This is a genomic window from Bacillus nitroreducens, from assembly GCF_964021195.1.
Window position 1 is genome coordinate 419,619 of sequence record NZ_CAXHYI020000001.1, and the last position, 25,236, is coordinate 444,854.

Sequence of the window (25,236 nt, forward strand, 5' to 3'; positions counted from 1 at the left end):
GTGATGGTGCTTGTTACTCAAATTTACTAGATTATTCACTCAAATTTGAACGAGCTTAGATTACTTGTCTACTTTTATAGAAAAAAATTTTACATTTGCAGTGCGTTAATCTTCTTATATAAGAAAACTTTCATTCAATTACATAAACATTTTTAGTAAGCATTCGTTTGAAGTGAATCAATCATTAAATAAAGGCCATTCATTCCTTTCTTCAAAATGAATGGCCTCTTTTTATTAATTGATTATTCTTCCAGGATTACCCACAACGGTTTTGTTCGGCGGAACATCTTTCGTTATGACACTCCCTGCGCCAACAATTGCATTTTCACCAATTGTGATAGCAGGTAGGAGAGTGGCATTATTGCCAATTTTAGCACCCTTTTTAACAATCGGTCCTTGATGCTTAAAATTTCCCATCCCCATATACTTATCATTTGAAGATGAACAGCATGGCCCAAAAAACACTTCGTCCTCAATCACCATATCTGCAGTTATATAACATCCCGTCTGAATGGTTACTCGGTTTCCTATTTTCGTATTTGTCTCAACGATTGCATTTCGGCCAATAATACTGTCTTCACCGATTTCTACTTTTTCACGAATACTAGCTAAATCCCCAACAAAAACACCAGGGTTAAGCTTTCCCCCTCGATACAGGACACTGTTACATCCAATCATTACATAATCATCGATAACCAATGGATCTAATGCTGCACCTGGCTTTCTTGCCATTTTTTTATTGGAAGATGTCGGTTTGCCTAGGACGGTTAGCTCACCAATTTGTACAAAGTTTCCAATCTTTGTATCTTTTTTAATCACCACATGATGTCCTATCGATACTGAATCTCCTATTATGACATTTTCTTCTATGACTACATTTTCACCTATTTTCACATTATCGCCTAGCACCACTGATGGATGAATCATAGACACTCCCCCTATTTTTAGACACAATTTCATGACCTACTAATTGAATATTGGGTTAAGATGTTTCTATAGTTTTTCATAAATATTTACTAGCTCATTTGTTACTCGCTCTGCGGAATGATACTTCTCAACATACATTCTACTTGCCTTTCCAATCTCATGACGACGAACTGGATCATTGATTAGACCTTGAAGGACTTCGTCTAGATTGTCTGGAGTTGCTTGAACAATTGGGAGATCCGCAGGTAATTTTTGTCTGACATCATCACGAATAAAAGCAACTACTGGTTTGCCCAAGGCCATCGCTTCAACACTCAGCATTCCATAAGTTCCACATAATAACTGATCGATGATAATATCCGCTTTTAAATATTCAGCAAGTGCTTTGTCATGGCTCATTTTCTCAAGAATATGATAGGTGAACACATTCCCCTGATTGTGTAGTTTTGTAATAGCAGATTCTACATAGTCAGAACCTTTAAACTCTCGGTTTGTAGGAGCATGAATGATTAGAGGATGATTGTTAGAAACAGAAGGATAGGCAACTTGAAAGTCATCTACATTGCAAGCAAGTGGAACAACATATACATTTTTATAATAATCCTTTACATAATGATACGCTTCATAATCCTGTACTATCGCTGTATCAATATGTTCTGAAAGGAATGTGAGTTGTCTGTGAATTTCTTCATCTGAGTAATAGGTTGGTGGAAGTGGATAAGGATTTAATCTATTAACCATTTCGACAGTTCGTACATCACTACCCCAATGATGCATGAGCATTTTCTTCCCTTTTTCCTTTAATAATGGAAGATCTGCAAAATCCTGTATGAGCGTGTTAGCATTATGAAAGTGGAAAATATCACTATTATTTAAAAGAAACTCAAATTCTTTCATTACTTCAAATGCATCTGTAGTATGGATATCTCCTCGATAATTCAAGTACGTGTGAAAACAGTTATATCCCGCTACTTGATGTCCTTTTTTTCTTAACTCTTTACATATAATCCCCATTTGTCCTGCTATTTCAGTTTGCGCATGAACAATTTTCATCTGAATCTCTCCTTTCCTTTTACAGCATATTCAAGAAGGTTTCGTTGGTTATGCAAATCTTGCAAAATGGGGACATGCGGACTCACCGTATAAACTGGCACCTCATATGCTATAAAAGATATGAAGAAAGGTGGGATGAATTTGACAGTAAATGATTATATGACAGCTGAGGAACTTGGCATCCAAAATCATATATGCGTACTTCCATACGGAGAAGAGAGCGAGAATACCATTAAAAACTGGACCGCAGAAGACCTGAAACCATATCAATCTTATCTTGTAAATGGTGTGGCACTTGATACTCTATTTAATGGTTTTATCTTTAATCCGATTATGGGGAGAAAAGGACATTATCTATATCCGATGTATGCTGATTTTGGTACTTTACCTCAAAAAAAGGATTGGAAAATCGTATTAAATCGGTTGTTTAAAATGAACCATAACTTCGAAGCAGTCGCTAACAATATAGTAGCAGGGAAACAAACAGATATTTGGGTAACCCTTCCTTATCCAATCCTCACACAAGAAAATTTCGGTAGTATCGATGGAAAAGAGCTAAATTTTAAAAATGATGACGATCGTTTTAGTGCTGTACAATGGTGGATCTCAAAATTTTTATCTAAATGGGCAGAATCTATCCATCTGCATAACAAGTTACTATTTCGAGGATTTGTTTGGCCACGGGCATCAATTGCCGTCCAGGATGAAAATATTGTGAAACGAATCACAGCTTATATTCGTGAAAAAGGCTATCTTTCCTTATGGCTCCAGCAATACGGTTCTACAGGTTGTGTAGAATGGAAAAACTTTGGATTTGATGCTGCATGCACGCATCCAAACTATTATGGAAATGTTGGACCAGATTATACGTGGATCCCGAACGCAACTGTATTTGCTAGACACTACCATTTAGGAATGCAAATCACATTTGGGAAAGGTGCACTTTTTAAAGACGGCCATTTGCTCGATTATTTAAATTTTGGATATTTCAACGAGTATATGAAAAAAAGTCTACTCGTCTATCAATTTCCTAATCAAACCATGCAAGATATTTACCAAAACAACTTAACCGAATATATCTACCTCTACTCCTTTATCAAACAAACGTATTCACCTGTCTATCCGACTGCTGCTTTCCCTCATTAAAAATTGTGAACCGGTCAAAAAACACCTCTCGTTGGCCGGTTTTCTTATGTTAAAAAAGCTATTTCAAATAGCGCAACATTCTATTTGAAATAGCTTTTTAGTTTTTTTATTCACCTAGATTTGCATAAATGGTTAGCAACTGATCTACCACTACATCATGGGAATGATATTTCTCTACATACTTTCTACCTTTTCTACCAATTTCTTTCCGTAATGATGGATTATCCAGCAACATCTTAACCTTTGCATATAAATCATTCGGATTGCTGTTGACAATCGGAAACTCTGAGGGGAAGGTTTTCACAAGGTCTGGACGAATATAGGTTAACACTGGTTTTCCTAATGCCATTGATTCTACACTGAGCAATCCATATGAACCACATAAAACTTGATCAATAATAATATCTGCGTTTGCATAAAGGTCAATTACTTCATCATGATTCATTTTTTCAATTCTCCTATATTCAATGTCATATGATTCCTTCAATTTTTCAATCGTTTCCTCCACAACGGCAGTTCCTTTAAATGCAGGATTCGTTGGTGCATGAAGAATCAAGGGCTTATCCTTATTAATGGAAGGATAATGAGGAGTAAATAAAGCGAGATCAATCGCAATAGGAAGAACATGAACCTTTTCATAATAGTCTTTCACATATTCATATACTTCGTAATCTTGAACAATTGCCTCTTTAATATATTCTGTAATTGCCACTAACTTTTCATGAATTTCCTCATTCGGCGGAGAATCGCCAGTATACGCAAATGGATTTTTACTTTTTGCTAGTTCATGAAATCTTACATCATTTCCCCAATGATGCATGATCATTTTTTTCTTCCTTCTTTTTAAATCATACAAATCTGAAAAATCTGGTCTAAGTGTCGTATTATAATGGAAATGGAAAATATCAAAGGTATCAAGAATTTCCTCATATTTTTCATTTAATCCGTCCTGGTCCGTATTTACCAAAAAGTCTTTATAGCCAAGATAGGAATGGAATGTATTATATCCAACAGAGCAATGCCCCTTTTTAGTAAGGGCACTGCTCAAGATTCCCATTTGGCCTGCAATTTCAGTTGTTCCATGAAAAATCTTCATGATCTACCTCCATTTTTAAGCCAGTTATAGGTTTTTTGAATTCCTTCTTGTAAAGAATGGTTGATTGTCCAATTTAATTCAGTTTGAATTTTTTTGGAATCAATACTTCTCCGTTGCACCACATCCACTTTGCGTTTCGGCATAAATTGAAGTAGTAAGTTTTCTTCATCAGTCACTTCATGAACGACTTGGGCAAGTTCAATGACGCTTGTTTCAACTCCAGTCCCTACATTATATACACGACCAATTGCCTTGTGATCGATTGCAGCTAAATGAACAGCTTCGATGGCATCTTCAACATACGTGAAATCCCTCGTCTGATTTCCATCACCGTATATAATCATTGGATTTTGAGTCATTGCTGCTTCAAAAAACTTTGCTACTACTCCACAATATGGGTTTTCTGTAAGCTGCCCAGGTCCGTATACATTGGAGAAGCGAAGGATGGTGATGGGTAGTTGATATAATTGATGATAGACATGGCAATAATGTTCCATTGAAAATTTACTTGCGGCATAGGGAAGTTTAATATTATGGTAGGTTTCTGGTGTGGGTAAGATGGTTGCTTCACTGTAAATAGACGTTGTTGAAGCATAGATAAATCGTTTTAACTGCTTGCAACATTCTTGTGACTTTTGAAGTAGCAAATATCCCCCATACAAATTCGTATTGAAATCATTATTTAGATTCTCAACAGATAATACGAGATTTTTACATGCAAAATGGAAGATATACTCCACTTCAGGAAGGACTTCCTCTAACAATTTTTCATTCGTTATACTATCTTCATAAAATGTGATTTTCTCAGATTTTGGAATTGCGGATCTGTTTCCCGTCGATAAGTCATCAATAATAATAATGTGTTCACTTAGAGGCATCAGGCTTTTTACAAGTTGTGAACCTAAAAACCCCGCACCCCCAGTTACAAGAACCTTTCCAAGATTCATCTCGTTATCCCTTCCTTTCTTTCATATCTGACGTGGAAAAAGAGGTAATTGGCAACTGAACAGCTTGCCTCATCATTTGTGATTGATAAATGGCAAATATGATTTCAAGTGCTTTTTTTCCTTCAATTCCATCTACTACTAAACTCTCATTTTGAGATTGCAGGGCATCCAAAAAGTTTTCATACATATATACTTCCTCATTTCGGTCTTCTAGGAGGGAGTTCAGCTCGTTCCAATCTGTTTCCTCACCTTGAATATGCCAACGACCTATTTTATTCAGAGATGGCCCTTCAATACAAATGGTTCCTTTTTCGCCAAAGATGGATAACGAGTATCCTAGATTATTAGGTTGGGTAACAATATTTGCCTCAATTACTCCTTTTGTGCGAGTAGTAAAGTCCAATATCCCTATTGCAACATCCTCTGTTTCTTTCAAATCAGAGTAATGACCTATTTCACCGTAAACAGACTTTACTTCACCTAGATACCACTGAAGCAAATCAATAAGATGAATACCTTGATTAATCAACATGCCACCGTCACTATCCCATTTTCCCCTCCAAGAGGCAGAAGTATAGTATTCAGAGGACCTGTTAATTCGAAAAGAGGCAACTCCCAAATAGATTTCTCCTAATTTTCCTTCTTTAATGACCTTTTTTATTTTTTGCATCAAAGGTTGAAAGCGAAGTTGGTGACAAATCATGAGTTGTTTGTTCTGCTGGTTAGCTAATGTGATCAATTCATTGGACTCTTCAATAGACAATGCCATTGGTTTTTCTAAGATGACATGTTTATTGGATTGAAGGGCCTTTTTTGCCATTTCTGCATGTAAACCTGAAAAAGAACAGATGATGACGACATCAATATCTTGGTCTCTTAACATTTTTTCATAATCCTTATAATAGTTGATTTGTTCCATTTTACCTGAAAGTGTTTGATATAATTCTCTCGCCGCATCCATACGTGACTCATTTAAATCACTTACAGCCATTAGAACAGCATCCTTATGTTGAGCTAAACTTTGCACATGTTTTTTTGAAATATATCCACAGCCAATTAATCCAAACCGTATCACGATTTATTCATCTCCCTTAGCAAGTAAAACCGATATGACTTCATCTTGTTCTTTCTCGGTTAAGAAAGGATGCATGGGAACGGCGAAAAGCTTTTCCGATACTGATTCGGCTATTGGAAAATCACCTTTTTTATAATTGAGATTTGAATACACGTCTTGTAAATGCAAGCATTGAGGATAATATACGCCCGTTTGAATCTTTTCATCTATCAAACGTTCCATCACTTCTTCACGGTTCTTTGCTTCAATGCAAAATAAATGGTAGATATGAGTTCGATTACTTGCTTCCTTTGGTAATTGAAGATGTGGAGCATGTTTCAACCTCTCCCAATATCTCATGGCATGTTGTCTTCGTTGTTGATTCCACTCATCAATCTTTGGGAGGATCACAAGTAAAATGGCAGCGTGTAATTCATCAAGTCTACTGTTATAACCGATTCGGTCGTGATAGTACTTTTTAGTTGTACCGTGAGTACGAAGCTTTCTGATTGTTGCAGCTAGGTTTTTATCCGAGGTTGTAATGACTCCCCCATCCCCCATTGTTCCAAAATTTTTTGTTGGAAAGAATGAGAAACAAGCAGCATCTGCTAGACTCCCAACTGGTCTGTCTTTATAAGTAGCCCCAAACGCTTGACAGGCATCTTCAATCACGTAAAGGCTGTGATTCTTCGCTATATCCATGATTTCATCCATATCTGCTGGTTGCCCGAATAGATGAATAGGGATGATCGCCTTTGTAGCGGATGTGATCTTTTTTTCAACATCTTTCGGATCAATATTGTAGGTTACAGGATCAATATCGGCGAATACAGGGGTGGCTCCAACTCTAGATATGGCTTCAGCACTAGCAAAGAATGTAAACGGAGAAGTTATCACTTCATCCCCCTCACCAATGCCAAATGCATCAAGAGTAAGAACAAGTGCATCCGTCCCATTTGCAACTGAAATGGCTTCTTGGACCCCCATTCTTTTAGCAATTTTCTCCTCAAGCTCTGTAACTTTTGGCCCTAAAATATACTGACCACTATCGATTACTTCATTTATTGCTTGTGAAATCTCGTATTTAACACTTTGAAATTGGCGCCTTAAGTCTACCAAACTAATCAATCTGACTATCTCCTTTCTATTAATTACTCAAACCTATAAAGCTTAAATTACTGTCCTACATAATTTATGACTGCAATTACATAGAGGAACGGCTGTAGACCATACCACTCTTAGATTTTTCTATTTATTAATAGGAAAAAAGGCTATTTGGGATAAAGATTAGTACATATGTGTCCATGATATAAATGCATATTTTTAAGAATTAAGCTGTTTGTCCATTTCATTCAAATCACCCGTGCATATTTTAAGATTGTATAAAATTTTTATATTAGACGAGGTGAGTTTTATTATGAGTAACGAAGATTCACAGAAGAATAATCATAAAATTGCAGTGATCGGTCTAGGGTTCGTCGGCCTTCCCTTGTCTGTCATGCTTGCTGATAAAGGGTTTCATGTAATCGGTATAGATAAAGATCAAAGGAAGATCAATCAGCTCCAAAGCTTTAAAAGCTATATTGGTGACATAGACGATCACAGACTAGAAAAGGTAATGTCAGAAGGAAACTTTTTTCCAACTTATGATTTTGATGAGATAAAGAATGTCCATTCAATCATCATTTGTGTGCCCACCCCACTCACTAAACAAAAAACACCTGATTTACGTTTTATCATTAGCGCAGGAAATGAAGTTCAAAAAAGGTTACAAAAGGGGCAACTTGTCATATTAGAAAGCTCCACCTATCCTGGAACTACGAACGAAGTGTTATTACCGATACTAGAGAAAAGTGGATTTCACGTTGGTACAGATTTCTTTTTAGCCAATTCACCTGAGAGAATTGACCCTGGTAATACAAAATATTCTGTAGAAGAAATCCCAAAAGTAATTGGAGGGGTTACAGAAAAGTGTTTAGATGTAGGTGTCACTCTTTATAAAGAAATCTATCAAGATGTTGTACCTGTTTCTTCAACAGAAGCTGCAGAGTTAACAAAGCTACTTGAAAACACATTCCGTTTCATTAATATATCGTTCATCAATGAGATGGCAATCCTTTGCGAAAAACTAAAAGTTGATATTTGGGAAATTGTTGATGCCGCTGCGACAAAACCATATGGATATACCCCATTCTATCCTGGACCAGGTATTGGCGGTCATTGTATCCCAGTTGATCCTTTCTATCTTCAATGGAAACTGCAGCAATTAGAAGCAAGTAGCGACTTTATCACCATTTCCGATGTAACAAATCAATCAATGGTCAACCACATTGTTAGCCGTACAAGAGAGCTTTTGAAGCCTACTAAACCTCTCGCTTCTGCTAACATACTTATTTATGGGATCACCTATAAAAAGGATGTATCAGATACCCGTGATTCTTCAGCACTAGAAATTATGGAGAAGTTTCATAGAGAAGGTGCAAATGTACTTTACCACGACCCGTTTGTCTCTTCTATCCTCATTCACGATCATTTATATACGAATATTCCGCTTACAGAAAAGACGTTAAACGAGATGGATTGCGTTATCATATTAACCGACCATTCGGAGATCCCATTAGACACGATCTTAGCGAACAGTCAACTTGTTTTCGATACTCGAAATGTGACAAAAGGACATCATGGAAATGCCAAGGTGGTACGATTAGGTGAAGCGATTAAGGATTAATCCAAAACACGGAAGGTATAGGCGTTTTTATCAATTATGATTCACATAGGCAACCGCACAGACTGAGAGCCTACGAATCTTATACACTAACTACAAGACATGATATTTGTCTAATATCTTTTACTTGATTGGTGGGGATAGTGTGTATGATTCAAAACCAAGGTTATGGCTCTCAGATGGTGTAATCACAACTAAACAAAATTTGAAGAAGAACCATCAAAGGTCCGAAAATACTGGAATAAAGAAAAATAATCGTGCGGATATCTGGGATCAAATAAATCTTAGAGAAATGTTGAGATGTGACCATAAAAAATTATATCAAGGACAGAGCAAGTTCCAAAATATCCATGTTTTAGAAGCGAAAGAAATTAGGATGTTTTTAGATGAACAACTTCAATTTAGTTCTTTAGATGAGCGGATCTATCATGAAGCTTTTGTTCACATCCCCATGGCGCTTACTGATCACCATGACCGCGTCTTAATTTTAGGGGGCGGTGATGGTTTAGCATTAAGGGAGGTATTAAAATACTCAGACGTAAAGCATGTTGACCTTGTTGACATAGACCCAGAAATGTTAAATATCGCTCGAAATATACCAGAAATTGTTGAATTAAATGAACGAGCATTTTTTGATAAACGTGTGAATGCATATGCAGAAGATGCTCGTCACTTTCTGAAAAATAATAACAAGAAGTACGATCTTATACTTGTGGATTTTCCAGATCCTACTGATGCTACCCTCGCTAGCTTGTACACGTTAGAAATGTTCCAAATGATAACCAATTATTTAGCTAAAGACGGGCTGATTGTCTGTCAGGCTAACTCTCCTGAAGATACACCTATTGTGTTTTGGAGTATTGGCCTAACAATGGAGAAAGCAGGATTATATACAGAAGGCTATCATACAATTGTCCCATCGTTTGGAGACTGGGGTTTTCAATTGGGTGCAAAGAAACCGTTATCCACACAAATGAGGAGTATCCGTGTTCCATACCGAACATTACCTTCAAATCTAGGTAGTCTCTTTCACTTTAGAAGTAATATGTTAGCCTATAAAAGAGAAGCTATTGTGATTAAAGAAAAAAACCCTCAATTGCATAAGATTTTCCAAGAAGAAGTGATTCGTTTATAACAAGTACTAGTGTTTCCTATAAAAATAAATGTAGACAAAGTCAAGTTTGACTTTGTCTACACTCAAAAGCTACCATTCTAGGTAGCTTTATTCTTTCCATTTGGCGTAAGTCACTTTTAAAGTGGCATGTGTTAAAACAATTATATTCTCTTAAAATACCTTATTCGTAATATCGACCAACACTGTATTTTGATCGGTTTGAACCTTCCCTTTATGCCGTGAAACTACAAGATAATATGGTAAACGAAACATATTTCTTAACCGCTCAGTTGTCGTATACTTAGCGTTCACTTTCATTCTTAACGTATTTACTCTAATCGGCGTTGTCGAGCCAAGACAAAACAACCAGTCCTCTGCATCCTCATGTTCGATGTAATGATAAGGTGATACATAAAAACCCGCTTGACCAAGAGTGTTATAGATACTCCATAAATACTCAGGTGTAGAGTCTGCTGTTGAACAAGCCACGCTTATTGCCCCACCTGGTTGTAACCGCTCCTTCAGAAGGCGATAAAACTCCACACTGAACAAACGAGAGAGGGACGGATTTCTTACAGTCGGTTCAGGTAAATCAACGATAATGACATCCCATTTTGCATGATTATTTTCTAAGAATTTTCTCCCATCTTCAATCACTGTTTTTACTTTCGGATGATTTAAAGAACCTTCATTAAATTTTACAAGTGGCTTTAATTTTTTACCAAAATTTATCATCACATCATCAATGTCTAAAGTTGAGACATGTTCAACATCTGCATAGCGAAGGACCTCGCATGTCGTAATTCCTCCACCACCCCCGATAATTAATACATTTCGTCGACTGCGTGTTGCCGCCATAGGAGCATGTACGACTGCCTCTGCAAACCTTCGTTCGTCAGAAGTCGTACCGAACATTTGATGTCCGTTACTATAGATTAAAATATCTCCTTCCTCATCCACAACCGCAATCCTTTGGGTAGGCGTTTTATAGGTACGTAAAATTTGATAGTCTCCTTCAGGTTCTTCATCAATACTTATATAATCCCTTAAAGAGTCGAGCTCTGATTTTTTAAATCTACTCACAATAACACTCCTCGTTTATATATCATTCTAGAAACTATTTAACCCATTTACAAAAAACTCACATTGTACATACGCTGCGTTATTTACTATAAGGACCTACGTTATGATATGAAAACCCTCATTCAACGGTTGGACGAATGTCCAACTTTTCCCTTCATATTCTTTTTTAGTATTTTGGCCCTATTAAAGTACTTTTTCGAAGAAATATGGACAACGGTACAATCTGTTATTTAGGGGATGTCATACGATATTAGACAACTTATAAAGAGAGGGTGATCTAATTTTGAACATAGAAGGACAGCATATTATTTTAGATATATACGGTTGTAATCCTACCATTTTGGATGACATGGATTATTTGGAACACTTATGTGAGAAAGTAGCCAATAACACTAATATGGAGGTTTTGTATACCTACTTTCACCAGTTTTATCCACACGGGGTAACTGGCATGCTCGTTTTATCAACGTCTCATTTATCCATTCATACATGGCCAGAAAAAGGGTATGCTTCGTTAGACTTTTATACTTGTGGTGACCGTAACATTGAGACACAAGTTGAAATTCTCTTAAAAGGATTGGAATCTAGCCATGCGATCGTTTATTTTATTGCTAGAGGAACAACATATCCTCAGATAATCAAGGGTAATCACGTATCCATTCGTGATTTTTCACCTACTGAGAATCCTGATAAACAAGGCGACTAGCTAGCACTCGTAAGATTCTAGTTTCCTCACATAAGGCAAATCACCGAGTCTAACTATGCAACAAAATACACGAGTAAAATCCCTCTTAACTCATCTAATCATCAACCTCTAACCTGGTCTCATATGTTTCTATTAAAAATGGTTATTTTCACTCCTCCTTCAGTCCAAGCTATTTCCACTTTCTTGCATTTACTATAATAGGAGGTAGAGGGAGGTGACTTATGTCAAAGCGCTTTAATGATGATTCTCGTTTTACGCCATATGCAAATAGAATTAACTCAACTGGTTATCATTATGATAATCAGGTATTCGATGAGCAATCAAGCGGTATTACCGTGGTAGTAGAAAAGAGACTACATTATACTTTCATTGGTGATCATCCACTGGTACAAATTGAAAGCGACCATGTTGTCCTAGAAAGCCAACTTACATCGAGAGTTGTTGCTTTCATCCCTAGATTTAGTAGTGGTGACACCATCAATATCACGATTAGTGGGAACGAGCAAGATCTTGAGAATATTATGATTTATGAGTTACTCGAAGACCCGTCTGGAGATCATTATCTCATTACAAAGTCGGATGATGAATAAAATTAACTGACTGACAAAACCTTTGCATGAGTACCCACCCAACGTTTGAAGGTACAAATCCCACAATAGGTACTTGTTATTATTTTTCTACGAACAAATTAGACAATCAAACATATCCTATCATTAGGTATATACACTAAAAAAGCGACCGTGATTTTGACACATCACGGTCAAAAAACTCCAGTGTATCTGCATAATCCATCCTTCCTAGCCAAAAGGGTGGATTATTCTTTTATACCTTCCTTCCTTATCATTTGAATCATACTCCCTACAAGAATTTTTCCGTTAAATCCTTTCCCCCATTTATGAACGAATCGAAATGTTGTTGTCATTTCAAGGTACACCAACCTTCTGATTAAGCATCTTTTCCCCCATCATTGATTACATCAGGATGTTGCCATTTTTCCATATTGGGTAGCTTCAATTATAGTGCACCAGCAAAAAGCCAATTAACCCAATAATATAAAACAACAAGGGTAAACAATGTGGCAGGTGGGATGACAACGAAAGTGATTTTCATATACTGCATCCAAGAAATTTTTACTTTTCCTTTCCTCACAATATGCATCCACATCAACGTTGCAAGGGTTCCAATTGGAAGTAACAACGCTCCCATATCACTACCAATTACATTCGCTAGGTAAGCAATCTTTAATTCTAGTAAACTAAGGTCCATATTCATTAACGTAAGTGTCCCTACCATTAGAGCTGGGTGATTATTAAATATATTGGAGAGTACTGTGAGTAGGCCCCCCATCATAATACTTGCATTGAGTAGACTACCTGAAACCATTGGTTTCATAAAAGAAATCAACATGTCAGTTAAACCGATGTTATTTAGACCATAAATAATGGTATACATACCAAAAGCAAAAATGATGATATACCACGGGGTTTTTTTTATCATATCGGCAGGTGATTGTTTTAAATAGATCCATCTCCATACCAATAGAATGATTGAGCCTAAAACAGCCATTGCAGAAATTGGAATGTGTAAGAAGGAAGCGAGAAATAGACTACATCGAACTGCAAATACGAAAAGTAGAACGTTTCGCATAAATTTCGAACGTGCTTTTTCCGAAGCATGTTGAATTCCTCGTCGCTGTTTTAAAGGATGATAATCTGCTCTAGAAAGGCCTGTTACATTTGTAGGGATTTTCTTTGGTAAGACTTTCTTGAAACGAAGAAATAACAACCAAGTTAGGAGTAATAAGCCTAATGTCGAAGGAACAAACATCATAGCTGTATGCAACCATAAATCCATATCAACAATTTTTAAAGCAATTAAATTTACGATATTACTTACACCTATTGGCGCACTTGAAGCCGTTGCGATTAATGCTCCAGATAATAAATATGGAATTTTTTGATGTTTTTTTAATCCCATATTACTTAATAGCATCAATAGGATTGGAGTTGTGATCAATATGCTTCCATCATTATTAAAGAATAGTGTCATGATAAAGCATAATAGATTGACATACCAGAATAATCGAATTCCTGAGCCCTTTGCTTTTTCCGCAAGTTTTTCAGCCATCCAATGAAAGAACCCAAAGCTCTCTAACACGATTGCCATCACGATTGTTGCCATAATTGTGATAGCAGCATCGCTTATCGTGCTTGTAATGATTCCAAGGTCTGAAATAGACACACTTCCAATCAACACAACAACAATCGCACCGATAGTGGCAGGTAAGGCTTCATTCATCCCCCTTGGTCTCCAGAGAATAAAACCGAGTGTAACCAAAAAAGTAAGTATGGTTACCCAACCGATTATCATACTCATATTTTTCACCTTCTTGTGTTTTCAACGTTTCAGGATTTCATTCCTGAAACAGCACTTTCTCCTCAGTTCGAAGTTTTCATATCATTGTATTGGATTTGTCCCTCCCCTCAATCTATCTCGCTAAGGTATTAATCTATAATATGTAATAGCGAAATGTTGGAGCTAGGGTTTGTACCTATTTTTTCAAAAATCCACTAGAGTCACTAACGTACAAATGTCCTTCTAATGACAATACCTAGATAGATTTTGAAGGCAGAAACTATTAGTTTTGATTTTTAAAAATATCAGTCGAACTCAGAAAATGAAAGGACATTCTTTTTCATCATGAAATACCACAAACAATGAGTTTATGATAGTAATCTGTTGTCTCCCACATACAGAAGGCAGTTGGAATGAATTTGCAACATCCTCCCCTTACGAGCGGAGCCTATGTCCAAAAATATATATCTTCAAATCAGTCCTTTACTCAAAAAATACTTTTTGCTGGATTAGGATGGATTTTTTTGATAGGCATTGTGACGTAGACGTACTTGTAGAAACTAGTGTAGTCTTCGTTTTGGTAGATGACTTTAGGAATTGAATCTGGAAAAACAAGATAATGAAAAAAAATGAGCTCTGATCATACGAGGGCACTGAAAAAGTCCCTTTCTAAAATTGGTGTTGATTTCCGCTGCAGCCACTCGCTTTCCGCGGGCGGTCCGGGAGCCTCCTCGTCGCTGTGCTCCTGCGGGGTCTCCCCTGGCCACGCTTTTCCCGCAGGAGTCTCGTGCCTTCCGCTCCAATCAACATTAGTTAAAAAGGTATTATTTTCTCTGAATTTGAGAAAATAATACCTTTTTTCATTGTATAATGGTTGTATCAATTCTATGTGGGTGGGTTCTATGATTCAAAAACAACAATCCATGACTTTTAGTCCGTTTATGCAAATCTATGATATTGTCGTTCCGCAGGATAATATGCTACGGAAAATGAATGAACTTGTAGACTTCTCTTTCGTATAACCCAGGGTGAAATGGTATCATATGCATAAAAAAGACGACTTTTAATTCAAAAAATGAATTTTAGTCGTCTTTTTTGATTTATCAATTTAATCACCTATAAAAAACGTAAGTTTTTCAGCTGCCTCGATCATACGGGGGATAATTTGAAGACAGTTGATAATCATGCGGATGGGATTGCCAAATGTCATTCCATTTTTAAAAGGCGAAGAAATTCGTCATTAAAAATCTTGTCCAAAGCTTCATTTAAATAAACTATTAAATTAAGTTCGGTCGATTATTAGAACGTATAGCTCCTAGTAACTATTAATTCATCTAAACAGTTCAGATATTGGAAAAGCCCAACTTTTTTTTACAAAAAAAGCAGATTACCTTTACCGATAATCTGCTCTATTTCCTATTTTGATTGTTTATTTCCACCACAACCACAACCGCCAGTACCTTTTCTGCGTTTTGTTGATTGATTTTTTGAAGATGAAATGACTTTAACAGTTGAAGGACTGTTCTTTCTTCTATTCATATAGTTATTCCTCCCAATGTACAGGTTACTTATAACCTATGTGGGAAAAACATTAATTGACACTTCCTACAAAGCCCTTTTTTATGTGTTTATCACATAGAAATACCATTTATTTATTTGAATCTAGTCTCTTGGAACGCTTAATTGCATTCTGATGTTCTAAATTATTTACAAACCATGAATCGAGTGTTTTCTTTTTTTCATTTGATTGTTCATTTACTCCCGCCACGTTTGGGTTAATCCCCCTGAGGTAGTCATTTTCTATTTTGAGCTCTTCAATTTCTTTCTTTAATCCCTCGACAGTATCAGATAACTCTGCGACTTCAATTTCAAGCAATTGCTTTTCATGATTTAATTGACCGTAATCTGAATGATCAGAATGATTTTCATATCTTTTTAGCTTTTCCTTGTACTTATTCAACTCTGATTGAAAATGAATGATTTTCTGTTTTAATATGATATTCTCATTTGATTGACTTTTTTTCAAAATATCCACTCCTTTCCTTACATGATACATATCATTAATATATCTAATTCAAAATAGTGTGCATTTATACCACTAGTTATGATGTAAATCGAAAATTCCGCTTTTGTCACAGCACATTTGACTATTAAATTCATACTATACAGTAGCCCCGATACCCAAAGGGAATTATATTTAGTACCAATGTAAAGGGTAAATTTTTGAACAGGAGGAATAAAGGTGAGCAAGTACACACATAAAGACAAAGAAAAAGTCTGTATTAGAACGCGTAAAGTTTATGACTGGGTTACTCGCCAGGTAGAGATTCCAATCATCAATATGGCAGACGATAAACTTGATGCAAAGTTTAAGTGTGAAAAAGGTGGCAAACCTGATAAAGTTGAAAAGCTTTGTGAGTTTCTAGAAAAACACGGTGGTGACTTTTCCGTAAATTGCTTCCTCAGCGATGATAAAGGGAACAGAATTGATCCTAAGGACGATGAGCAAGAATTCTTCTTCTGCAAAGAAATCCTTCCTTCTTCGGGCCGACCACCAGTAACTGTTACTTTACCAAATGGTGATGATGTAACACTTCAGAGAGTAAAAGCGTTAGTTAAAGGATGGGTCGCTGTACAAATTGAAGACGAAACTGGAGATGTCATCTGCCATTCAGAAGGAATCCCATTTGCTACTGTACAAAACTTCTTATTATGCGCTCCTGAAGGAACTGATTTAGATTGCCATGTTTCATTCTTTGAATGTGATGCAAGTCTAATTTGCGCTGATAATTTTGCACAATTAGACGTATCTCTCACACTTTGCTTAGAAGTACAAATGGAAGCTGATGTAAAACTAGAAATTGAAGCAAAACATTGCCATCCACGTGATGAAATTATCGAACCAACACAACTTTGCCCAACTGAAAAATTCCCACCACAATGCCCAGAAGTCTTCCCAGCATATTAATAAAGTAAGGCTGCCACAATTGTGCAGCCTTATCTTTTTTTGATGTTCTTATTTCTCATAAGATGATGTTTGAATTTTATATGACTACACTCCTCGTTATATTACATACATATAGAATAAGGATGTATTTAGGAGGTAATGATTGTGAGTAGAAATAAATTTGAAGATGGATCTCTAAACAAAAATAATAGCCTACAAATGCAACAAAAACTTATACATTACCGTTCGGAATTAGCCTCATTTCAAAATAAAATAAAACAAGCCGAGTTGAACCTAGAAAAAGAAAAAATCCGAAATCAATACTTGCAAGAGAAATTATTTGAAGCTCAAAATACAAATCTTGAATCATATGAAAAAGAAATTTCTTCTCTGAAAATGAAATTATTAGCAAGTGAGGTTGCATTAGAGGAAGAAAAAAAGCGTGCGAAAGCAATTCAGGAAAAATATATTCTATCCAGCCAAATTGAAAAACAAGAAGTCAAAAAAGAAATTGAACCCTTATTGGGTTTGCAGTCCTATTTTAACTATTCGTTCTTATATACCCCTCAAGAGGAGATCGTAGATGAGTTAATTGAGATCGTCGACGATCACAATATTACCATCATTGGTGATATGGTTCTAGACAATTATGGTACGGCAGACCTTCATCAACCTATCATTTGTATTAAAATTACTCCTACTAATGCTGGCCATTTAAGCGGTAAAATTGCAACAAACAGATTACAACTCGATGATGTATCAAATGCTAATCTTCCACAAGATGAGTGGAAATTTGTTCATGATGATTGGAAAGAAAGAATTAAAAAAAGTGGAGAATATTGGATTAAACCGTCCAATTCATCCATTATACAACCAAAGCAAAAACTGACTTTCTCTAATTTTGAATTTACACTAAGCAGCCAAATGAAACATACGTCCATTCTGATCGAGGCCTTTTCATATTGCAGGGAATTTCCTAATGGCATTCCAGCACTCAATAAAATCATCATTAACGTATAGAGTATGGCATATTCTAATTGCCATTTATGGTGGAACAAAATGGAATCAATCCAAAAGTGCAACCTGAGCATCTCATGGTTCTTCTTTAAAACAGACGGTCTAGAGTCTGGTTTTAGTCAAAACAATGTGGAACTTCATTAAATTGGGGACTGAGTCCCCAATTATAGTTATTTACAATCTGATTCTGCTCATGATTATGTGCCAATTACGAAAAAACGATTTCTTGTAAATCGTAAAGAAGAATGCTAGATTAGCCCGCTATTCTCCTATATCCACACGTTTCTCATCCAGAAAAGTAATAAAACAGTAGAATCAAAGCACTCTTTTAGGACATAATCTTTTACAAGTCTTACTATTTATTTAAGCAGATAAATGCAATATGATAGATTTCTTTTATCATACTCTCAAGTATTTTCCCTGTATGTGTACAGAGAATGAATTTGACTTTGTTTTTATCTTCCGATTGTTGGTCATATTTAACACGTACTAGTTTTTCCAAATGACGCATGCTTTTCATCTAGCTGCTCATGAGGTTTACATTGGAGCATTCCTCCCAGAAATGTTGGAAAACATCTTTTAATTGTTGCCTTTTCTGGTTCATTCCATAGATCATCATGCAAAAATACCTCCATGACAAGTTTTTTTATCCTACTACTTGCCAGGGAGGTTTTCTATGACGAATCTTCTCTTGGGTAACAATAAGTCCCTTCTACTTCAACGACAACATCTTTAACAGCCATTATTCGTTGGAACATTGTAATTGAAAATTTGACTTCAAATGACTGCCTTTTCTCTACTTTTGTTTCAACTACCTGACAATCGCATTCAAGGACTTCACATTTTATGTCAGTGTATTCTGGTGCAGTTATTAATACTTGTTCTATTCCTTCAAAAAGGATTGGTTTCGTTGTATATATGCAGTGACCATTTACATAAAACATGAGAACCACATACCCTTTTTTCAAGAGTTTTACTCTTTGTAATTCTACTGTGTTCCAATCAGGAAGTGTTAATTGGATTGTATCTCTCCCGCCATACTGCTTCATTTCCTTACATCTAATGGAAGAACAATCAGGTTGGCGTTCTCCCTCACTGTTGGAAAAAAAACATTTCACTTCTGCAAAGCTTAACCATTGAATGAATTCCTCAGGCTTATATTTAATTTCTAGCATACCGTTACAAACACCGTTACCACCATTACAACTTACTTCAATTGTCTTCAAATGCTCGATTTGAAAAGTCCTACACTCTCCTTCTTTTAAACTATATTTCTCCACACCATTTATCCATATAAACATCTCTGCTCCACAGCCACTTTCAAATAAAATAGTAACCGCTGCGGGCAATCCATATTGAAATTGTTTGTTAACTTCCCAGACTGTTCGAGGCTCTCTTCCACAAGGGATGCTAATATCATCAATGATTGGATTAAAATCAATATCTTTTACAACATCTTCCACCCACTGAAATTTCGAATACTTACACAACCAGTCAGTGAACTTCGTAACCTTTATTAAGTGTGTATCAGTTAAATGTTGATCATTGAAAGTCATGGTCTTATCACCCCTTTACTTTCTATAGAATATGTGACATTCGCCCAATTCGTTACTACGAAACATACAAAACAATCACCTTTTTAGGCACCTGTCATTTACTAGTAATGGGATTTCTAAGTCCTTTCAAACACAAGCACAAATGCGGGATGCGCCTTAAAAGTGAAACATCGACTAACTATTCCCACGTCGTGAGAGCAATTGTCTATGTCAACACATCCTCAAATGTTTTGCATTTTCTTTGTGAGATGCTAATGCTCTCGAAGCCTTCCTCGTCCTGTGTAAAATCGACAAGCATAAGACCATACGGCTAAAGGAGGGTAATTTGATTTTCTTGCCGGATTGACTTTTGACCTCGAGGGGCTAGGATGCTTGCGCTAGCTGTAAATATCCTAATTTATAATTTCTTAAACAATAAAAACCCCCATATATCGGGGGTTCCTCAATGTTTTATGAAAAATGTAGCGTTTTAATATGGCGGGTATTACTGAAAATTGTTTCTTCTCGAGCTGTAAGAAGTTCGATGATATTATCCTTTACATTTTTCAATTGTCCGATTTTATCCTTATCGTCTCCTAGATCAAAAACGACCATTTTTCCCTGGAGCTTTTTCACCTGCTCTTCAAACGTTCTTGAAAGTGTGATAGTGGATGGATTTACTGGAAAGTTCTGCTTATCAAGTCCATAAGGTGTTTGGTTTTGATTGTAAGGAATCAACCATTTTAAATGCTGAAATGGAATAAACATCGTTTTAAATACGGGTGAATAAAATACGATATAGTCATTCATGATATTTGTGATATACCCATGGATTGAATTTTTTGATGTAACAAACAGTTCGACGAATAGCCCTTTGGCATTTGTTACAATTTTCCTTAAAGAGATCTCATCCGTATGTGTGTTAATTGGTGTATTTTCTGGTTTTGCTATATCCTCTGTTTCATCTAACCTTGGTATTTTCACCTTTTGGATATGAAAGATTGGTACATAATAAAAATCTTTATCCTTTGTATAAATGACAATAATATCTGTCCCAATATCAATAAGGATACCAATTAATAATTTATGACCTGATATTTCAACCACAACCTGTTCCCCAATATAGTGGCTTAAATGCTTCACAGTCTCACCTCGATTCTTAATCCCTTTTTTCTAACAAACATGTACACTTTTTTGAGAATTTTTCAAGCAAAAAGTATCGGTATCTTACGTACTAGACACCTGACGCAATGAAGAAACCGATACTTTTTTGTTTTTTTCATCCATTTATTCTGATTATTCCTATATCCTGTTATCACATGACCAAATCCATTTTGAGTACTTATAATCTTGACTTTGTAGAACCACTGTACATTTTAATGCTATAGGATTTTTTGCTATTGTTATTCTGATTATTGTTTTGGTTATTTTGATTTTGATTTTGGTTGTTATTGTTTTCTGAGTTTTGTTGATCCTGGTTGTTGTTTTCTGCATTTTGATTACTTTCATTTTTCAATACATAGCTAATACTGCGAATATGGAATGTTGGAATTCGAATAACTTCCTTTTCTGAGATGAGTACTAAGTGTCCGTCTGAGCTATCCGCAAGAACACCTTTCATGCTTTCTGGACCACCGCGGTTAATTGTAATCCACATATATCTCATTTTTGTTAATAGCCCTGCAAAATCATCTGCTTCAATATATTCCGGCTTAACAAAGTTATCAACCATCATATTTGCGTTTGAAGACTGATCATCTTCATTGTTATTGTTGTTATTTTTCACGGCCTTGCTAATACTTTTGACATGTTCTAATTGATAAAAAACAACCCCGTCTTTCTCTGTATAAAGAACTAAATAATCATTTTTCACGTCAAGCAGTCTACCATTTCGAGCTTCTGGACCTCCACGGTCAATACGAACAAAACTGTCTTTCATTGCCGATAATACTTCTGCAAAGCTTTGAGTATCATCAATTGTTGACATCATATCCGTTACAGCTGCAGAATTTAATGTATTCATACTTGTTGTGGTGTCTTCAATTACACTTTTGATGTGACCTGTTTGATAAACGACAACCCCCTCATCTTTCGTATTTAACACTAAATAATCAGACTTCACTGAGAGGAGTTGACCTAGTCTAGACTCAGGTCCACCTTTAAACACTCGCACAGCTTTACCCTGGATTGATTCAAGGTATTCCAAATTCATATTTCCATTCATTAATGTTTGCCTCCTTATCAAATATCACTTTGGGGTGTTTATACTGTATCTATATGCACCTACAAGATTTTGGTCCTAATCTCTAGCCTATTTCTATAAAAATAAGCATTTGTCCATTAAAAATAGAGGACCTGCACAACTCATTTTTTGTGCTGGCGTTTTATAGATTCTTACGTGTTTATTGATTTATTAATTTGGAAATAACGGTTTCAATTATTGCAGCAAAACCTGCAATAGCAAGGATTATGATGATTGGTTCACTCCAATAAGGAAGGAAATAGTGTCCCCCTACTATTAGCAATGTACACCATATTCCTGCACACCAGTAGCAGCTTAGTAACTCCCCAATCCATCTTCTTAATCCTTTTCCTTTTATATGAAGATAGGTTTCTATTGTTCCATCAGAAAGCTCTTCTTCCATCCATTCATGAAATGGTCTCCTTAAGAAAGATGTGATCGTGTCATATATCATTAATCGCGTAAGCCGAAACGAAGCTAAACCAAGTAGCAGCAATTCCATCCAACTCATATTCATTAGACTCATACTCCCCTTTATGAACAAACATGTTGTTTTTTTACCATATCTTATGCAAATACAGAGGACATTTTGCCATCGTTTAAGGAGTACACGGCAAGGAAATCTCCTAGAAACCTCTATTTATCTTATACAAAAACCCATCGAATCCAATAGTAAAGTAGAAATAAGGTTACGACTGTAGAAATAGGTATAAGAAGGATCGTCAGTCTTGTATAGTCCTTCCACGAAACCTTAATTTTATTTTGTCTGAGGATATGCAACCAAATCAATGATGCGAGTGTCCCTATTGGCAGCAATAAGGAGCCTATATCACTACCAATAATGTTAGCTAGGTAAATCGTTTTTAACGTTATTGGATCTAGTCCCATATCTGTCAATGTGATTGTCCCGATCATTAAAGCAGGGTGATTATTGAAGATATTTGATAATATGGATACTAACCCTCCCATGATAAAGCTTGCCTGAAATAGCCCTTGATTCACAATTGGTTCACAGAATGCGATAAGCAATTTAGTCAAACCAGCATTATGAAGGCCGTATATAATCACATACATCGAGAAGGCAAATACAAGAATATGCCAAGGAGTCTTCTTTACTAAATCTAATGGATTTATTCCTAATTTATACCACCTCCAGATCAGTAATAGAACTGATCCAGCGATTGCCACCAATTCAATTGGTATGGCGAAGTATGAAGCAACAAATAGTAGACATCGGACGAAAATAACGAATAATAAAACATGTAACATCGATTTTGACCGTTTTCTCTTTGTTTCAGTAGTTGATGACTTTTTTAAAGGATGAAATCGTCTAGTAAAAAAGGCTTCTTCCAGATCATATGTTGAAACTGGTAAGTTCTTAGGAATATGCTTTTTTAACAAGAAGAACATCATGGTTGACATGAAGAGTAATCCTAATGTTGCTGGTACAAACATCATTGCTGTTTGCATATAGAGGCTCATATCAACAATTTTTAATGAAATGAGATTTACGATATTACTAACTCCTATCGGTGTACTTGAAGCAGTTGCAATCAAGGCACCACTCAATAAGTAAGGAATTTGTTGATGTGGTTTTACACGAAGATTTTTGAGAAGAATGATTAGAATGGGTGTCGTTATTAATATGCTCCCATCGTTATTAAATAATAGAGTCATCAAAAAACACAACAACTGTATATACCAATAGAGGCGATACCCTGAATTGTTAGCCAAGGTTACTAGTCTAGCAGCCACCCAGTAAAAAAAGCCAAAACTTTCTAACGTTATCGCCATAACAATTGTTGCAATGATCGTGATAGATGCTCCCCCTATTTTGCTAATGATATCCGAAATGTCCGCACGAGATACCATTCCAGTAAGAATGATCAATACAGCTCCAACCGTTGCTGGCCATGCTTCATTAAGGTCCCTAGGACGCCACAGTATGACTATCATTGTCATACAAAAAATAAATATTGTCATGACAATTTCAAAAGTCATGATTAATCACCTCCTTCAAGTTACTCAAAATGATGTTTGTCTTTCCTTGTCTTTTTCACTATATGTATATTCTTACCTCTACTTCTAGAGATAGATAAAACGTCCAAATCTAGTAAAAATGTACGCTTGTCATCACAGGCCAAATGTACCACAGTGAGATATAACTAGATATAAACGACAAAAAAATGGACCAAAGGGAGTTATAACTATATGTAACTAGGGAAAATCAACTAGAAGTATATTTACCTATAGCCGTTTTATTTCATGTATCCCTAGATGAAAACCTAGAGTTGTAAGATAAGAAGTTTGAGGAATTGAATTCGTTTTAGGAGAAACTTGAAGCATAAAAAAATGACTCCAGAGAAATTCTGAAGTCATTTTTTCTGTTTTTTTGGAGAACGGATTGTGTCATTATCATAAGTGCGCTTTGCAATTACAGTACACACTTTATTATTGTTTTTTACGAGGGGAATGCTTATCGAACATAAATGAAAATTGCTCCGTCACCATCTTCATCATTAATACTTGCCACCAGACGGAAACCTTGTAGATATAGGCCTGAATTCGCATCAGTAAATGATGTAACTCCTGGTACGATTTCGAAACCAATGTCATTTAATTCCGAATTTGTTTGTACTTCTGTAACTAGGTTTCGATTGACAGCACTCACAATCAGATTTACAGTGTCACCTGTAAAATGTGGGCCGTGACCATGGTGATGCTCATGGTCGTGATGATGATCATGATTATGGTCGTGGTCATGGTCGTGATTGTGGTCATGATCGTGATTATGATCATGATCGTGGTGATGGTGGTGATGACCACGGTGATGATGGCCATGTCGGTGATGACGACCACGGTGATGATGGCCATGATGATGAGGATGTGTAAATTCTCCTTCTGCCTGTGCATCAACTTCAAGACTTGCTTCAACCTGAACATCTGCTTCTACATTAGTTATTTCATCTGCATGAGAGTTGTGTCCATGTTCTTTTTTAGGCATCTAATTCCCTCCCTTCAGTGAGTCTAATGTATTATATTGGAGATTCGCATATATGAGACGGCATTTATACTAGAATGAATGTCTATTTTTCACATTTATTGCAGACGAAATCACCCCTTGATAAAGTGAGGGGCCGATTTTGGTTATGTATAGATTAGGAGTAATCATTATTTCAAGCTGTTCCTTATAAGATATTTGTCGTCTTAAGATATTTACATTATCTTCTAGTATTTTTTTTAGCCATTTACAAATAACGATGACTCTCTGGAAACGGGATACTCGTTA

Annotated in this window: 23 protein-coding genes; 7 read left to right on the forward strand and 16 right to left on the reverse strand. The window is 36.0% G+C overall.

Features of this window, described 5'->3' with window-relative positions:
* Nucleotides 1–234: 234 nt before the first annotated feature.
* Nucleotides 235–927 (reverse strand): DapH/DapD/GlmU-related protein, encoded by a 693-nt coding sequence (locus ACWPVE_RS02075; RefSeq protein ID WP_453990406.1) that lies wholly within the window; start codon nt 925–927, stop codon nt 235–237.
* A gap of 66 nt (nt 928–993) precedes the next feature.
* Nucleotides 994–1,980: a hypothetical protein gene (locus ACWPVE_RS02080; RefSeq protein WP_453990407.1), complete on the reverse strand. Its 987-nt coding sequence runs from the start codon at nt 1,978–1,980 to the stop codon at nt 994–996.
* Between the two features lie 141 nt (nt 1,981–2,121).
* Between ACWPVE_RS02080 and ACWPVE_RS02085 the strand changes: the two genes are divergently transcribed.
* The gene (locus ACWPVE_RS02085; RefSeq protein WP_453990408.1) at nt 2,122–3,126 is read left to right on the forward strand and encodes a DUF4855 domain-containing protein; all 1,005 of its coding nucleotides are present in this window, start codon (nt 2,122–2,124) and stop codon (nt 3,124–3,126) included.
* Nucleotides 3,127–3,232: 106 nt separating this feature from the next.
* Here ACWPVE_RS02085 and ACWPVE_RS02090 read toward each other — a convergent pair whose 3' ends face one another.
* Genes ACWPVE_RS02090 through ACWPVE_RS02105 form a run of 4 tightly spaced genes read right to left on the reverse strand, consistent with a single transcriptional unit; the run spans nt 3,233 to nt 7,351 of the window.
* Nucleotides 3,233–4,222 carry a glycosyltransferase family 4 protein gene (locus ACWPVE_RS02090; protein WP_453990409.1) on the reverse strand — a complete coding sequence of 330 codons (990 nt, stop codon included), beginning with the start codon at nt 4,220–4,222 and terminating at the stop codon, nt 3,233–3,235.
* On the reverse strand, nt 4,219–5,169 hold the full coding sequence (locus tag ACWPVE_RS02095) for an NAD-dependent epimerase/dehydratase family protein (protein ID WP_453990410.1): 951 nt from the start codon (nt 5,167–5,169) through the stop codon (nt 4,219–4,221). The genes ACWPVE_RS02090 and ACWPVE_RS02095 overlap by 4 nt, the downstream gene beginning before the upstream one ends.
* A 4-nt stretch (nt 5,170–5,173) precedes the next feature.
* On the reverse strand, nt 5,174–6,244 hold the full coding sequence (locus ACWPVE_RS02100; protein ID WP_453990411.1) for a Gfo/Idh/MocA family protein: 1,071 nt from the start codon (nt 6,242–6,244) through the stop codon (nt 5,174–5,176).
* 3 nt (nt 6,245–6,247) lie between these two features.
* Nucleotides 6,248–7,351, reverse strand: coding sequence for a DegT/DnrJ/EryC1/StrS family aminotransferase (locus ACWPVE_RS02105; RefSeq protein WP_453990412.1), 1,104 nt, complete (start codon nt 7,349–7,351; stop codon nt 6,248–6,250).
* 289 nt (nt 7,352–7,640) lie between these two features.
* Here ACWPVE_RS02105 and ACWPVE_RS02110 point away from each other — a divergent pair, with 289 nt between their 5' ends.
* Nucleotides 7,641–8,951, forward strand: coding sequence for a nucleotide sugar dehydrogenase (locus tag ACWPVE_RS02110; RefSeq protein WP_453990413.1), 1,311 nt, complete (start codon nt 7,641–7,643; stop codon nt 8,949–8,951).
* 142 nt (nt 8,952–9,093) lie between these two features.
* Nucleotides 9,094–10,083, forward strand: a complete 990-nt coding sequence (locus ACWPVE_RS02115) for a spermine/spermidine synthase domain-containing protein (protein WP_453990414.1) — start codon at nt 9,094–9,096, stop codon at nt 10,081–10,083.
* 150 nt (nt 10,084–10,233) lie between these two features.
* Here the strand turns inward: ACWPVE_RS02115 and ACWPVE_RS02120 are convergent, their stop codons facing one another.
* On the reverse strand, nt 10,234–11,145 hold the full coding sequence (locus ACWPVE_RS02120) for a spermidine synthase (protein ID WP_453990415.1): 912 nt from the start codon (nt 11,143–11,145) through the stop codon (nt 10,234–10,236).
* 283 nt (nt 11,146–11,428) lie between these two features.
* Here ACWPVE_RS02120 and speD point away from each other — a divergent pair, with 283 nt between their 5' ends.
* Nucleotides 11,429–11,851, forward strand: coding sequence for an adenosylmethionine decarboxylase (gene speD / locus ACWPVE_RS02125; RefSeq protein WP_453990416.1), 423 nt, complete (start codon nt 11,429–11,431; stop codon nt 11,849–11,851).
* A gap of 221 nt (nt 11,852–12,072) precedes the next feature.
* The gene (locus ACWPVE_RS02130; RefSeq protein ID WP_453990417.1) at nt 12,073–12,441 is read left to right on the forward strand and encodes a hypothetical protein; all 369 of its coding nucleotides are present in this window, start codon (nt 12,073–12,075) and stop codon (nt 12,439–12,441) included.
* A 424-nt stretch (nt 12,442–12,865) separates the two neighbouring features.
* On the opposite strand, the gene ACWPVE_RS02135 is transcribed toward ACWPVE_RS02130, so the two are convergent.
* The 3 genes from ACWPVE_RS02135 to ACWPVE_RS02145 form a co-directional block, all read right to left on the reverse strand.
* A complete protein-coding gene (locus tag ACWPVE_RS02135) occupies nt 12,866–14,227 on the reverse strand; it encodes an arsenic transporter (RefSeq protein ID WP_453990418.1) in 1,362 nt (453 codons plus the stop codon).
* A 1,395-nt stretch (nt 14,228–15,622) separates the two neighbouring features.
* Complete coding sequence (locus ACWPVE_RS02140; RefSeq protein WP_453990419.1) at nt 15,623–15,745, reverse strand: hypothetical protein; 123 nt, start codon at nt 15,743–15,745, stop codon at nt 15,623–15,625.
* A 109-nt stretch (nt 15,746–15,854) separates the two neighbouring features.
* Nucleotides 15,855–16,232, reverse strand: coding sequence for a hypothetical protein (locus ACWPVE_RS02145; protein ID WP_453990420.1), 378 nt, complete (start codon nt 16,230–16,232; stop codon nt 15,855–15,857).
* Nucleotides 16,233–16,448: 216 nt separating this feature from the next.
* Between ACWPVE_RS02145 and ACWPVE_RS02150 the strand changes: the two genes are divergently transcribed.
* Both ACWPVE_RS02150 and ACWPVE_RS02155 read left to right on the forward strand, forming a co-directional pair.
* Nucleotides 16,449–17,174 (forward strand): BMQ_0737 family morphogenetic spore coat protein, encoded by a 726-nt coding sequence (locus tag ACWPVE_RS02150; protein ID WP_453990421.1) that lies wholly within the window; start codon nt 16,449–16,451, stop codon nt 17,172–17,174.
* A 144-nt stretch (nt 17,175–17,318) separates the two neighbouring features.
* Nucleotides 17,319–18,173: a hypothetical protein gene (locus tag ACWPVE_RS02155; protein WP_453990422.1), complete on the forward strand. Its 855-nt coding sequence runs from the start codon at nt 17,319–17,321 to the stop codon at nt 18,171–18,173.
* A 671-nt stretch (nt 18,174–18,844) separates the two neighbouring features.
* Here ACWPVE_RS02155 and ACWPVE_RS02160 read toward each other — a convergent pair.
* The 6 genes from ACWPVE_RS02160 to ACWPVE_RS02185 form a co-directional block, all read right to left on the reverse strand.
* Nucleotides 18,845–19,726 carry a BMQ_0737 family morphogenetic spore coat protein gene (locus ACWPVE_RS02160; protein ID WP_453990423.1) on the reverse strand — a complete coding sequence of 294 codons (882 nt, stop codon included), beginning with the start codon at nt 19,724–19,726 and terminating at the stop codon, nt 18,845–18,847.
* Between the two features lie 450 nt (nt 19,727–20,176).
* A complete protein-coding gene (locus ACWPVE_RS02165) occupies nt 20,177–20,848 on the reverse strand; it encodes a DUF2642 domain-containing protein (RefSeq protein ID WP_453990424.1) in 672 nt (223 codons plus the stop codon).
* A gap of 199 nt (nt 20,849–21,047) precedes the next feature.
* Nucleotides 21,048–21,929: a hypothetical protein gene (locus ACWPVE_RS02170; RefSeq protein WP_453990425.1), complete on the reverse strand. Its 882-nt coding sequence runs from the start codon at nt 21,927–21,929 to the stop codon at nt 21,048–21,050.
* Between the two features lie 178 nt (nt 21,930–22,107).
* Nucleotides 22,108–22,458, reverse strand: a complete 351-nt coding sequence (locus tag ACWPVE_RS02175) for a DUF1360 domain-containing protein (protein WP_453990834.1) — start codon at nt 22,456–22,458, stop codon at nt 22,108–22,110.
* Nucleotides 22,459–22,592: 134 nt separating this feature from the next.
* A complete protein-coding gene (locus tag ACWPVE_RS02180) occupies nt 22,593–23,948 on the reverse strand; it encodes an arsenic transporter (RefSeq protein WP_453990426.1) in 1,356 nt (451 codons plus the stop codon).
* A 475-nt stretch (nt 23,949–24,423) separates the two neighbouring features.
* On the reverse strand, nt 24,424–24,951 hold the full coding sequence (locus ACWPVE_RS02185; protein ID WP_453990427.1) for a hypothetical protein: 528 nt from the start codon (nt 24,949–24,951) through the stop codon (nt 24,424–24,426).
* Nucleotides 24,952–25,236: the final 285 nt, after the last annotated feature.

Bases quoted from the DNA above. Each gene is read 5' to 3' on its own strand.
- ACWPVE_RS02075 (WP_453990406.1), bottom strand. From the start codon at position 927: ATGATTCATCCATCAGTGGTGCTAGGCGATAATGTGAAAATAGGTGAA.
- ACWPVE_RS02080 (WP_453990407.1), bottom strand. From the start codon at position 1,980: ATGAAAATTGTTCATGCGCAAACTGAAATAGCAGGACAAATGGGGATT.
- ACWPVE_RS02090 (WP_453990409.1), bottom strand. From the start codon at position 4,222: ATGAAGATTTTTCATGGAACAACTGAAATTGCAGGCCAAATGGGAATC.
- ACWPVE_RS02095 (WP_453990410.1), bottom strand. From the start codon at position 5,169: ATGAATCTTGGAAAGGTTCTTGTAACTGGGGGTGCGGGGTTTTTAGGT.
- ACWPVE_RS02110 (WP_453990413.1), top strand. From the start codon at position 7,641: ATGAGTAACGAAGATTCACAGAAGAATAATCATAAAATTGCAGTGATC.
- ACWPVE_RS02130 (WP_453990417.1), top strand. From the start codon at position 12,073: ATGTCAAAGCGCTTTAATGATGATTCTCGTTTTACGCCATATGCAAAT.
- ACWPVE_RS02135 (WP_453990418.1), bottom strand. From the start codon at position 14,227: ATGAGTATGATAATCGGTTGGGTAACCATACTTACTTTTTTGGTTACA.
- ACWPVE_RS02140 (WP_453990419.1), bottom strand. From the start codon at position 15,745: ATGAATAGAAGAAAGAACAGTCCTTCAACTGTTAAAGTCATTTCATCT.
- ACWPVE_RS02160 (WP_453990423.1), bottom strand. From the start codon at position 19,726: ATGACTTTCAATGATCAACATTTAACTGATACACACTTAATAAAGGTT.
- ACWPVE_RS02170 (WP_453990425.1), bottom strand. From the start codon at position 21,929: ATGAATGGAAATATGAATTTGGAATACCTTGAATCAATCCAGGGTAAA.
- ACWPVE_RS02175 (WP_453990834.1), bottom strand. From the start codon at position 22,458: ATGAGTTGGATGGAATTGCTGCTACTTGGTTTAGCTTCGTTTCGGCTT.
- ACWPVE_RS02180 (WP_453990426.1), bottom strand. From the start codon at position 23,948: ATGACTTTTGAAATTGTCATGACAATATTTATTTTTTGTATGACAATG.
- ACWPVE_RS02185 (WP_453990427.1), bottom strand. From the start codon at position 24,951: ATGCCTAAAAAAGAACATGGACACAACTCTCATGCAGATGAAATAACT.